The sequence below is a fragment of the Prosthecobacter sp. genome (assembly GCF_034366625.1).
Lineage (GTDB): Bacteria > Verrucomicrobiota > Verrucomicrobiia > Verrucomicrobiales > Verrucomicrobiaceae > Prosthecobacter.
Window position 1 is genome coordinate 202,859 of record NZ_JAXMIH010000006.1, and the last position, 11,906, is coordinate 214,764.

The window sequence follows — 11,906 nt, forward strand, 5'->3', positions numbered from 1 at the left end:
ACTGGCCGCCCACACGCTCAAACGCTTTCGATCTTGAACTCAAAGAACCTCATTCAGAACCTCCTCTTCACGTCAGCGGTTTTCGCGGCATCATCTGCGCACGCCGCCGATACCCCACCGAAGGTCGTGCAGCAGTTCCTTGGCAAATACTGCCTGGAGTGCCATGACGCGGATGTGCAGAAGGGCGACCGCGCTTTTGATGCGTTCGCGCTGCCACTGAAGTCGGTGAACGAGCTCATTGAGGCACGCGACATCATCGACCAGCTCACTTTGAAGGAGATGCCGCCGAAGAAGGCAGATCAGCCGAAGGACGACGAGCGCATCGCGATGATCCGGGCGCTGCGTGATGGCACGGTGGCGGCGCATGCGAAATTTCAGACCACGGGCAGCCGCACGGTGATGCGCCGCCTTTCCAGCCGCGAGTATGAAAACACGCTCGCCGTGCTGTTTGGCCGCCGCGTGGACACGCTGGGCCTCACGGCGGATTTTCCGAAGGAGAAGACCACCGAGCACATGGACACCATCGGCAAGTCGCTGGTGACCTCCGGCTTCCTCGTGGATCAATACTTTCAGTCCGCGAACCGCCTCGTCGAAACACGCCTCGGCAAACCGGCGATGGAACCGAAGGATTGGAAATTTAACAGCCACTTCGTGCAATACGAGGAACTCAGCGGCTCACACAAATCCGCCTTCAACTACCGCTACCTGAATCTCTACGAGCAGCCGAACACCGACACGCGCCAGGGAGGTTACGGCCACATCGAGGACTTCCTCAAAGGCGTGCCCGTCTCCGGCCTCTACGACCTCGAAGTCGAGGCCACGGCGCTGCATCGCGACACGCATTACGACCCTGCCATCTTTGGCATCGACTTCTCCGAGCCCTTCATCCTCGGCGTCGTGCCGGGCGATGTCACGAAAGGACACATCCACTACCCGCAGGCCATCGAGCCGTTGCTCGCCAGCGCCGTGGTGCCGGACAACACGCCCACCTGGTTCAAATTCCGCGTGTGGCTCGAAGCGGGGCAAACACCGCGCTTCATCTTCCCGAACGGCCCCTTTGAATCCCGCGCCTCCGTCGTCACGATCAACAAACGCTACAAGGATGAGTTCAAAGACGATGTCGGCTCCTCCGGCGTCGGTCGTGCGCACATCTTGAAGGAAGGCAAGCTCCCGCACATCCGCATCAGCGAGATCAAGATCCACGGCCCCGTGCCCGAAAAGCCCGGCAGCGCCGAGGAAGTGGCCGTTTTCGGCAAGGACGGCTTCCAGGAAACTCGTGCGCTCGATCAACTTCATGCCTTCGCTGAGAAAGCCTACCGTCGACCGCTCACCGATGCGGATCGCCAGCCCATCCATGTGCTTTATGACAAGCGCATTGCTGAAAAGGCCTCGCCACGACAGGCCGCGCTCGATGCCGTGAAGCTCATCCTTTGCTCTCCGAGCTTCCTCTACCTAAGCGAGATCACCGACGAGTCCGCGAAGGCTCTCAAGCCCCACGATCTCACCACACGCCTCTCCTTTGCCCTCTGGGCCACACCGCCCGATGAAGCGCTGCTCGCCTCAGCCAAGTCCAGCAAACTCACGCAGGATGCCGAACTAAAAAAGCAGATCGAACGCATGCTCGCCGATGAACGCCTCAGCGGCTTCGTGAACGGCTTCCTCGACAGTTGGCTGAACCTCCGCGACCTCGGCGGCATGCCACCACCGCGTGAGAACTACCGCGCCTACTATGCCGAGGACCTGCCCACCTCGATGAAGACCGAGGCGCGGCTCTTTTTCCGCGACCTGCTCAAGAACAACGGCTCCGTCGCCCAGTTCATCGACTGCGAGCACACCTTCGTGGACAAGAAACTCGCCAAACTCTACGAGCTGCCCGAGGCGAAGACCCTGCGCCTCGCCGATGGCTTCAAGAAGGTCAACCTCAAAGGCAACACGCATCGCGGCGGTCTGCTCGGCATGGCCGCCGTGCTCACCGTCAGCGCCAACGGCGTCGAGACCTCGCCCGTCACGCGCGGCGTGTGGGTCAGTGAAAACATCCTCGGCATCCCGCCGCCCCCGCCGCCGGATGTCGTGCCCGCCATTGATCCCGATGTCAGCGGTGCCACCACCATCCGCGACCGACTCGCCAAACACCGCGCCGACGCCGCCTGCGCCGAGTGCCATCGCAAGATCGACCCGCTCGGCTTCAGCCTGGAGACCTTCGACCCCATCGGTCACTGGCGCAGCACCTACCCGAAGCCGAAAAAAGCCAAAGACGCTCCGAAGATCGACACCACCGGCGAATTCACCTCTGGCGAAACGTATGCGGACTTCGCCAGCTTCAAAAAAATCATCCACGAGACCCGCGCCGATCACTTCACCCGCCACCTCATCCGCCAGCTCCTCACCTACACCACCGGCCGCACCATGGAGCTCAACGACGACTTCATCATCGACCAGCTCCACGAAAAGGTGAAGACGCGGGGCCTCGGTCTGAAAACGCTGATGGTCGAGTGTTTGATGAGCGAGGTTTTTCGATCGAGGTGAGGTGTCCGCTACAAAAAGCAAAACGCGGCTGAAGTCATACAGCGTCTAATTGACGTTCCAGTTGACGCGCGCGCTGCTGAAAGGACGCGCAATCGCATGACATCCGGGTGAAACGCGGCGACAGGAAAGTGGCGTTATTCCTGCTTTATCTTCTTCATGCAACGATTCACCTGTGACTGCGGCAATGTGCTTTTCTTCGGCAGTTCCAAATGCCTGAAGTGCGGCGGAGATGTGGGCTATGATCCGGTGCAGGGATTGATGGTGCGGCTGCGGCCCGGCGGGAAGATGAAGCGCTGCGCCAATGGCGTGAAGCATGGCGTGTGCAACTGGACGCTGCCTGCGGAGGTCAAAGAGACGCTGTGTGTGGCCTGCAGCATGAACCGTACGATCCCGGACCTGAGCACGGGACGAAATCTGATGCTGTGGGGGCGCATGGAGATGGCGAAGCGGCGGCTCATTTACACCATGCTGCGTCTGGGCATCACGCTGCCGTCAAAATCGGTGAATGCGCAGGCGGGCCTGGCGTTTGACATTGTGAGCACGCTGTCGAACCCCAACGTGACAACGGGACATCTCAATGGTGTGATCACCGTGAACCTGGAAGAAGCGGATGACACGTATCGACAGATCAACCGGCAGCAACTGGGCGAGAACAGCCGCACGTTGCTCGGTCACTTCCGCCATGAGAGCGCGCACTATCTCTGGCAGCGCTGTTTGTCGGATCTCAACTGGGATGATCCGCTGCGGCTGGCGTTTCGGGAACGTTTTGGCGATGAATGGCTGGACTACTCCACGGCGCTCAACACGCACTACCAACGCGGCGTTCAAGCAGGTTGGGAGCAGAGCTTCATCACCGGTTACGCGGCGTCACATCCGTGGGAGGACTGGGCGGAGACGTGGGCGCACTACTTGCAGATCGTGGACGGTCTGGAGACCTGCGAGAGCCTGGGCATTCATGTGAAACACATCGCACTGCCGCTGGTGATGCTGCCGGGCGAGGCGGGCACACTGCCAGCGATGCTGCCACAAAACGGGATCACGGATGGTGAATTCCTGGCGTGGCTGCAGCGTTGGATGTGTCTTTCCACGGTGCTGAACGAGATCTCCCACAGCATCGGTGAAGCGCCGCTGTATCCGTTTGTCATCTCGGTGCGTGTGGCGCAGAAACTGCGTCTGGCGCATCATTTCGCCCAGGTGTGGGCACTCAGGACTTCCTGAGCGCCTTCGCCGGTGCTGATCGCGGATGATTAGAATGAGCGATAAGACGTCCTCGATGAACCGTAGGGACTGACAACATTCCGTTGCTGGCCATGGTTGTGACCGTCGCCCGGGTAGTGGGCGTGAGAGCCGCCGTAGTAGTACTGTCCGTTGTGTTGGTACCGGTTGGTGTAGGTTCTGCCTTGGTAGCTGTACCTGCCGGTTTGATAATTCCCGCCGGAGTAATAACGACCCCCGAGATAGTAGGCGGACCCAGAGTAGTTGGGGGGCAGTGTCGAGTAAGTGTTGTAACCGCTGCGGTAGTTGTTGCCGTAGCCGCCGCCAGCATAACCTGGATCGACGACACAGGAGGTGATGGACAGAGCGGCGAGAAGCGGGAGGAAGAGCAAGGAACGAGTGTATTTCATGGGTTTGAGGGGTTTAGGGGCGGGTTGAGCGGACGATTGGCTGCGAAAATAGGAAAGAGGAGGGAGACTAAATCCGCCCGGTGGCGAGCAGGACGATGAGAATGATGACAATGAGGCCTGCACCGCCTCCCAAGAGGTGGTTGCCGGAACGGAATCCATATCCACCACCACCGAGCAGCAGGAGAATGAGAAGAATGACGATGATGTTCATGGATGTCTGAGTTTGGGGTTGGTGGCCGACCGATTTACGAGGTGCCAGGTTCAAGCCGCCTTCTTGTGGGTCTTCATGAGTTGAGCATAGGCCCGCGCACCTCCCGAGTGCCATGGGGTGTTCACCCCATGGCTTCAACAACGTGTCCGAGCCTATCATCTGCATCAAGATGCCGCGTGGCCGCCGTAATGAGTGACGCAACCTCACGGGGCTTCGTTCAGGCACAAGATAGCAACTTTATGAAACTTAAATCACTACTGACCACCATCGCCCTCGCCGCCTCATCTCTCTGTCTGCAGGCCCGGGGGCCTGCGCCAGCCAATGTGGATGTCTTTCGCGCCACGGAAGATGTCACCGAACTCATCGGTCTGGAAGTTTGGAACCTCCAGAATGTCAGGCTGGGCAAAATCAAATTCATCACCGCTGACCTGCTCAATGCGCGCCTGGTTGAGGTGGTCGTGACCACGAGCGGTGGTTTTTTGGGTTTTGGCGGAAAGACAACGTCCGTGCCACCCCGCTCGCTCACGCTCGACAAAGCCGCGCAGGTGGCACGACTAGACATGAGCAAGGCAAAATTCAACGCCGCGCCCAAGTTCATCACGTCCGATGTGGCGGCTTATTCCGACCGCAGACGTCTGGCCACGATGATGCGCTATTATGGTCTGGAGCCCTGGTTCTACCTTGAAGGTCAGGCCGTCCAAAAAAACGCCCGGATTTTGCAACTGGGCTATGTCCACAGAACGGACTTTCTGCTCAATCTCCAAATCAAGAACCAAAGCGGGCAATACTTGGGGAAAGTGGGAAGCCTGATGATGGATCTCCCCAAGGGGCAGATCGTCCATGTCATTGCCTCCACGGCGGCCATGGGCGGAGCCAAAAACGCTGTCATCCAGGCAAGGGACTTGCAGTTCAATGCGGCACACAATGGCCTCGTGCTGGACCGCACCCTGGCAGAATTTGCCGGCGAACCGCAGTTGAAATGGCATGGTGACCGCAAAGAATCCTTTCAACAGGAGTCCTATGTGAACCGGGAGGTGCAGGCCGACAAAGGCCTCCATTCCCGGCAGAGCGCGCAGGAAGGCATCGTCAGAAACGCCACCGTGATGGAGGAGGGCGAGAGCTTTCGCGACGAGCAGAAAACCCGCCTCATCAAACAACGCATCCAGGCCGATCCCGCCCTCTCAGCGCATGCGAAGAATGTGGAAGTCGTCACGCTGCACGCCCAGACCACGCTGCGCGGCCATGTGAACACCATTGAAGGCAAGCGCCGGATCGGTGAGATCGCCGCCAAGGCCGGACGTCCGGAAAACGTGAGCAATCTCATCGAAATCAGGCCGCATTGAAGTGTTTTAAGGCGGGCGTTGCTTCAGCGCCCGCCGTGAGGCCTGCGTTCTTTTGGAAACACCTCCGGGCCACGCCGCCTGATCTACTCGTTCGTCAGGATGACTTTCAAAGCGCGTTCGCGCGCCGCATTGCCAAAGGTGTCGTAAGCACTGATGACCTCGCTCAGCGGGAAGTGATGCGTGACAAGCTGCTTCGGCAGCAGTCTGCCAGACATGACAGTCTTCAGCAGCAAGGGGGTCGTCACAGCATCGACGAGGCGTGTGGTGATGGTGATGTTCTGCGACCAGAGTGTTTCGAGATGCAGCGGCACGCTTTCACCATGCACGCCGACGTTGGCGATGTGCCCGCCGGGGGCGATGATGGCCTGACAGATCTCAAAGGTGGCCGGCACACCGACCGCTTCGATGGCCACGTCCACACCTCTGCCAAAAGTCATGGCCATGATTTTCGCCAAGGCTTTGCCATCGCTGTTGTTGATCAGCTTGGTAGCCCCCAGCTTTTTGGCGACATCGAGACGATGGTCGTCACGATCAATCATGATGATGTCCGCCGGAGAATAGAACCTGGCCGTCAGCAGCGCGGCAAGTCCGACGGGACCGGCACCGATGATGGCTACGATGTCACCGGGCTTCACGCAGCCGTTGAGCACGCCGCACTCATAGCCGGTGGGCAGAATGTCACTGAGCATGACCATGGCTTCTTCGTCCGCATTTTCAGGGATGTGATGCAGGCTCGTGTCCGCCCAGGGAATGCGCACGTATTCGGCCTGCGTACCATCAATCGTGTTGCCCAGGATCCAGCCACCCTGCTCGCAGTGAGAGCACATGCCACGTCGGCAGTATTCGCACTTTCCGCAGGCCGTGATGCAGGAAATCAGCACCCGGTCGCCTTGATGGAAGCGTGTGACGCCTGTGCCGGCTTCCTCAATGATGCCAATGCCTTCGTGACCCAAGATGCGCCCTTCAGACACGGTGGGGACATCACCTTTGAGAATGTGCAGGTCCGTGCCGCAGATGGTGGTCTTGGTGATGCGTACCACGGCATCGGTCGCCTCTTTCAACACCGGTCTGGGCATGTCCTGCAGGCCTTTCCTGCCTGGACTGTGATAAACGAGAGCTTTCATAAGGTGTTCCGGGTGTGCCTGAGCTTGTTTTCCATGGCTCAAGCGATAGGCGATGAAGAAACACGCCCGCCATGGGGTGAGCACCCCAAACGGCGCTCCGTTCAATGAGACGGCCTGACAGACTCCTCTGTCAGGCGCAACGCCACCTGCTCTTCAAACCAGCGCTGCACATCAAGACCGGGATACGTCAGAAAAAGGGCATTCATGGCCAGCACCGATTCCGCTGGCCAGAAATCCCTGGTTTCCATGGGTGCTGCCGCAGGCATGAGGTGTGTTTTCATGCACATCTTTTCGGGCTACTTCGGGGCGATCGCCGGAGCGTCATGCTTGAAGTGATCACGGACGCGAGCAGCGATCTGCCGGTCTGTCATCTTGTCAGCCGTCTCAACGACAACGACGCAGCCTTTGGGCAGGGCTTTTTCGAGTTCTTTGTGCAACTCGCCCTTGGCCTCGCCAGGGCCGAAAATGAAAATTTCTTCCGCCTCGCGAACACAGGCAATGACCTCCTCATAGTAGCGATGCAACTGCGCGGTGAACTTCCGTTGGCTCACATCATCCGCCTCGGTCAGTTGTGCTTCAAATGGGGTGGTGGAGCGTTCGCCATGGATGCGCCCCGGCTGCCGGTCCGCATCGGACAAAATCACTTTGATTTCCTCTCCGGCACTGGATTCCGAAACGATGACTGCTCTCCGATGGTCGATCCACAGACCGATGTTTGTTTTCATGAGGGTTGTTGGTTCAGGCGAAGCTCAGGCGTGACGCAGAGGGATGCTCCTCCTGCAACGTGGTCATTGAGCTGTCAGGTTGCGAAGATTCATAAGTCGCGCAGAAATCGCTCCCGCCGGCTTTGCTGAGGACTTCCTTCGCCAGCGTGACGGCGTCATCACTCTCTGCCACCACCGAAACCAGAAGTCGCCCGTCTTTCATTCTGTCTGCATAGAGCCGGGCCTTCGCCCAAGGCACTCCCTGATTTTGCAGGCCGCCCACGAGATCGCCCAGGGCGGCCATCATTGGCCCGGTGCCCGAAAGGACCGAAATGTCACGGATGGAAAACGCCTCACTCTTCAATCGCTGCACCATCTGGTCAGCTTGAAGACGGGAGAAGGCGATGCAGAAGACGGAGTCCTGTTTCATATGATTGGGGAGTGCGGTTGGGCTGATCCTAGACGCGCACCTCCTGGCATCACCATGGGGTGTTCACCCCAAATGGGCGGCATGGGTCGAACGTGGCGTGTCATCGTTCATGGCGGCCATCTCCGACCTCACAGGGTCATGGTGAGATGATGTTCAGCGATCAATTCCGCCTGTGCACCGAACCAGTCTTTCACATCATGGCCGTCCACTCCGCCGTGATTCTGATAGTTGAGATAGGCCCGGTACGCGACTTCATCAGTTGATGGGGCGAACGATGTCAGCGTGTGATTCTGCGGTGCGGCGGCACCTGGTTTGAAGACTGTGAGGTGTGTCATGGAAGCAAGATCATCCACCTGCCACGCCCTGTTTGCGATGGGGTGTAAACCTGCTTTGTGCTGGAAGCCGCCCTCGCCCTTTCTGCGACCACCCCGGGCCTTTATTTCAAAGCAGGGCCGCTCTCGGCGAATTCCAGCGCCACGTTGAGGGTCTCCATGAATTCGTTCACTTTGATAGGCTTGGTGAGATAGCGGAAGAAGCCGGCTTCGAGGCCTTTGGCGATGTCGCTGGGGATGGCGTTGGCGCTAACGGCGACGATGGGGATGTGCGCGGTGGTGGGATCGAGGCGGATGAGCTTCATGGCGTCAATGCCGCTGATGCCTGGGAGATTGATGTCCATCAGGATGACATCCGGCAGGTAGCCGTGGGCGAGACTGATGCCGTCCTTGCCATTCTGTGCGGTCAGCAGTCGCAGATCGGGCCGGCGGGAGATCAACTGCTCGATGAGCTTCAGGTTCGCGGGATTGTCTTCAATGTAGAGCAATAGGCGTGTCCGCGTGCCTGCCTCGCTGGGTGCCGCGATCAGCGTGGTGCTGACGGCTTTGATAAAATCCGCATGGGGATCCAGATCGGCGCCGAGTTCGATCCAGAACACGCTGCCAACGCCGACAGTGCTCTGCGCGCCGATGGTGCCCTCCATGAGTTCCACCAAGCGTTTGCTGACAACGAGGCCGATGCCGGTGCCTTCTTCGCCCGTGGCTTCTTTGCCCAGGCGATTGAAGGCTTGGAAAAGCTGCGCCAGCAGTTCGGGAGTCAGCCCCGCGCCGGTGTCCCTGACGCTGATGCGCAGGCGGTCGGCGGGGGTCAAATCGCAGTCCACCACGACCGTTCCTCCGGCCTGGTTGTATTTGATCGCATTGGACAGCAGATTGATGAGCACCTGCTTCAGGCGTGTGCGGTCCGCCTTGATGAAACATGGATGCTCGAATTTCGGAAACGACATGCTGATGCCGCGCTTCTGCGCCTGCGGCTCGATCATGGCCTGGCATTCGATCATGACCTCGGGCAGCGAGACGGCCTCCAGCGAAAGCGACAGCCGGCCGGACTCGATCACGGCGAGGTCGAGGATGTCATTGATCAGTTCCAGGAGAAACCAGCCGGCGTGAAGGATCTGCTCGATGCTGGCCTTCTGCGCGGGCGTGGGCCCCGGCGCGTCGGACTCCATGAGCTGGGCAAAGCCGAGGATGGCATTGAGCGGAGAGCGCAGCTCGTGGCTCATGCTGGAAAGGAAGTCGGACTTCGCGAGGTTGGCCTTCTCGGCAATGGCCTTGGCCTTTTCCAACTCGACGGTGTTTTCCTGGAGCACCTTGTCCCAGCGTTTGCGCTCGGTGACATCACGCGCAGCGGCGAAGACGCCTTGCAGGACACCATCGCGATTATGGAAGGTGGTGGCGTTGTAGGAGACCACGGTTTCCTTGCCGTCCTTGGCCCGCGCCGTGAGTTCATAATCGGTGACCTTGCCTTCGCTGAGCACGCGTTTGATGCCGGCCTTCGCCAGCACCGGGTCGGTGAAGTAGTTTTTGAACAGCTCTCCAATCAGCTCCTCGCGCGAGCGGCCGGTCAGTGTTTCCATCTGATTGTTCACGTCGGTGATGATGCCGGCCGGATCGGTGGTCATCAGCGCGTCGATGTTGGATTCGATGAGCGAGCGCGTGTAGAACTGCTGGTCGCGCAGACGCTGGTCGAGTTTCTTCTGCTCCTCCTCAACCTGCTTGCGAGCGGTGTTGTCCGTGCCGATCAGGAGATAGCCGATGATGGTATTTCGGGCGTCTCGCAGCGCCGTGACCGACACCACCGCCGGGAAGCGGCTGCCATCCTTGCGGATGTAGGTCAGTTCATAGATATCCTCGATGCCGCGTGAGGCTTTGAAGACCAAGGCCTCGAACCCAGGTGCGATCGTGGTGGCAAGTTCGATGCTCAAGGCCCTCGCACGCGCGACCACTTCCTGCGGGTCTGAAATCTCGGCCGGGGTGATCTTGTTCACCACTTCGGCGGCGGCATAGCCCAGCATGCGTTCGGCACCGACGTTGAAGATCTGGATGACGCCCTTCTCGTCGGTGGCGATGCTGGAGAAGTTGGCGCTGTTGAAAATGGCGTTCTGCAGGGCGCCCGCTTGAAGCAACGCCTCCTCCGCCTGCTTGCGCGCGGTGTTGTCCGTGCCGATTAAAAGATAGCCGATGATGCCGTTGTGATCGTGGACATCACGCAGCGCGGTGACCGACACCACCGCCGGAAAGCGGCTGCCGTCCTTGCGGATGTAGGTCAGTTCATAGATGTCCTCGATGCCGCGTGAGGCCTTGAACACGAGCGCCTCGAAACCGGGGGCGATGGTGGTTCCCAGTTCCAGGCTCAAGGCTTCGGCGCGCGCGATGACTTCCCGCGGATCGGAAATCTCCGCCGGGGTGATCTTGTTCAGCACATCGGCGGCGGTGTAGCCCAGCATGCGCTCGGCACCGACATTGAAGATCTGGATGACGCCTTTTTCATCCGTGGCGATGCTGGAAAAATTGGCGCTGTTCAGGATTGCATCCTGCAGGGCGCCCGTTTTCAGGAAGGTGTCGTTGCGCAGGTTGTCAGTGAGACTTCCTGACGTTGCCCCATCTGCAGGATCGTTGTCTGAATGGCGTCGTGATGGTGGTGTCATTGCGGTGGTTCCCAAATGACATCCGTTTGGCCGGGTTTGTCGCGGTTGGCACAGTCGGGGCAACACCTTGGAGATGTTATGGGGTCTTCACCCCATACGAAGGCCGCCGGTTTAGGCGATGTCACCTGCCGCTGTTCTCGCTTCACTCTTTGCCAGGACCAATCAATTCGATCAGCATGGGAGCAATCTCGCTCAGCGGCAGGATAAAATCGACATCGCCGGTCTTGATCGAAGTGTGCGGCATGCTGAAATCTTGGGATGAGGGCCGGTCCTGGGCGATGACCATGCCGCCCTGGTCCTTGATGATGCTCACCCCGAATGAGCCATCGCCATCGCCACCCGTGAGCACCACGGCAATGGCCTTCTTTTGGTACACTTCGGCCACCGAAGCAAACAGCGGCTCGGCCGACGGGCGCGCATAATGAACTTTTTCCGCCGAGGAGGAGGACAACTCAAGGATGCCGCCTTCGACCACGGACAAGTGGTGATTGGGCGGAGCGACAAAAACACTCGAATGGCAGAGGATGTCGCCAGTTTTCGCCTGCCTGACCTCCAATAGAGAACGGCTGCTTAAAATCTCAGCCAGGAGACTCTCATGACACGGGGAAAGATGCATCACGATGGCAATGGCGGCGGGGAAGTCCGCCGGCAAGCCGCCTAGAATGACGGACAAGGCTTTCAAGCCACCCGCAGACGCCGCCATGGCGATGACGCAACGGGCCGGATCGCATGGAGTCTCATTCATGAAGCATGCTGTGGCTGGGTTTCGTTGATCTGTCTGGCGCTAGACGAGGGTCACCTGCACGCTGCTCTCGATGATGCCGGTGGCGATGAGCCGGGGTGCCTTCATCTCTCATCGCTGTGAGCGGAGAACTCGCCTCCGGTGGGTTCATTTTCACCTGCCTGGAATCGTTCTGCTGTCTGTATGCTGCCGGCCTCGGTTGACCAAAAGGCTGAACCTAA

At 59.3% G+C, this 11,906-nt stretch carries 12 protein-coding genes; 3 read left to right on the plus strand and 9 right to left on the minus strand.

All coding sequences use genetic code 11. The features are described 5' to 3' along the window. The first annotated feature begins 33 nt into the window (after positions 1–33). Positions 34–2,526, plus strand: a complete 2,493-nt coding sequence (locus U1A53_RS03670; protein WP_322279054.1) for a DUF1592 domain-containing protein — start codon at positions 34–36, stop codon at positions 2,524–2,526. A gap of 156 nt (positions 2,527–2,682) precedes the next feature. Beyond that, positions 2,683–3,744, plus strand: coding sequence for a putative zinc-binding metallopeptidase (locus U1A53_RS03675; RefSeq protein WP_322279055.1), 1,062 nt, complete (start codon positions 2,683–2,685; stop codon positions 3,742–3,744). Between the two features lie 29 nt (positions 3,745–3,773). Here the strand turns inward: U1A53_RS03675 and U1A53_RS03680 are convergent, their stop codons facing one another. Beyond that, complete coding sequence (locus tag U1A53_RS03680) at positions 3,774–4,151, minus strand: hypothetical protein (RefSeq protein WP_322279056.1); 378 nt, start codon at positions 4,149–4,151, stop codon at positions 3,774–3,776. 67 nt (positions 4,152–4,218) lie between these two features. After that, positions 4,219–4,362: a hypothetical protein gene (locus tag U1A53_RS03685; protein WP_322279058.1), complete on the minus strand. Its 144-nt coding sequence runs from the start codon at positions 4,360–4,362 to the stop codon at positions 4,219–4,221. Between the two features lie 239 nt (positions 4,363–4,601). Between U1A53_RS03685 and U1A53_RS03690 the strand changes: the two genes are divergently transcribed. Beyond that, a complete protein-coding gene (locus tag U1A53_RS03690; RefSeq protein ID WP_322279059.1) occupies positions 4,602–5,705 on the plus strand; it encodes a BON domain-containing protein in 1,104 nt (367 codons plus the stop codon). Positions 5,706–5,788: 83 nt separating this feature from the next. Here the strand turns inward: U1A53_RS03690 and U1A53_RS03695 are convergent, their stop codons facing one another. The 7 genes from U1A53_RS03695 to U1A53_RS03725 form a co-directional block, all read right to left on the minus strand. Further along, the gene (locus U1A53_RS03695; protein ID WP_322279060.1) at positions 5,789–6,829 is read right to left on the minus strand and encodes a zinc-dependent alcohol dehydrogenase family protein; all 1,041 of its coding nucleotides are present in this window, start codon (positions 6,827–6,829) and stop codon (positions 5,789–5,791) included. Between the two features lie 101 nt (positions 6,830–6,930). After that, positions 6,931–7,110 (minus strand): hypothetical protein, encoded by a 180-nt coding sequence (locus U1A53_RS03700; protein WP_322279062.1) that lies wholly within the window; start codon positions 7,108–7,110, stop codon positions 6,931–6,933. A gap of 15 nt (positions 7,111–7,125) precedes the next feature. Continuing rightward, positions 7,126–7,554 (minus strand): hypothetical protein, encoded by a 429-nt coding sequence (locus U1A53_RS03705; RefSeq protein ID WP_322279064.1) that lies wholly within the window; start codon positions 7,552–7,554, stop codon positions 7,126–7,128. 13 nt (positions 7,555–7,567) lie between these two features. After that, positions 7,568–7,963, minus strand: coding sequence for a hypothetical protein (locus U1A53_RS03710; protein ID WP_322279065.1), 396 nt, complete (start codon positions 7,961–7,963; stop codon positions 7,568–7,570). Between the two features lie 128 nt (positions 7,964–8,091). Beyond that, the gene (locus U1A53_RS03715) at positions 8,092–8,298 is read right to left on the minus strand and encodes a DUF2934 domain-containing protein (RefSeq protein ID WP_322279066.1); all 207 of its coding nucleotides are present in this window, start codon (positions 8,296–8,298) and stop codon (positions 8,092–8,094) included. Between the two features lie 101 nt (positions 8,299–8,399). Beyond that, a complete protein-coding gene (locus U1A53_RS03720) occupies positions 8,400–10,943 on the minus strand; it encodes a PAS domain S-box protein (protein ID WP_322279067.1) in 2,544 nt (847 codons plus the stop codon). A gap of 142 nt (positions 10,944–11,085) precedes the next feature. Further along, the gene (locus U1A53_RS03725; protein WP_322279068.1) at positions 11,086–11,688 is read right to left on the minus strand and encodes a chemotaxis protein CheB; all 603 of its coding nucleotides are present in this window, start codon (positions 11,686–11,688) and stop codon (positions 11,086–11,088) included. Between the last annotated feature and the right edge of the window lie 218 nt (positions 11,689–11,906).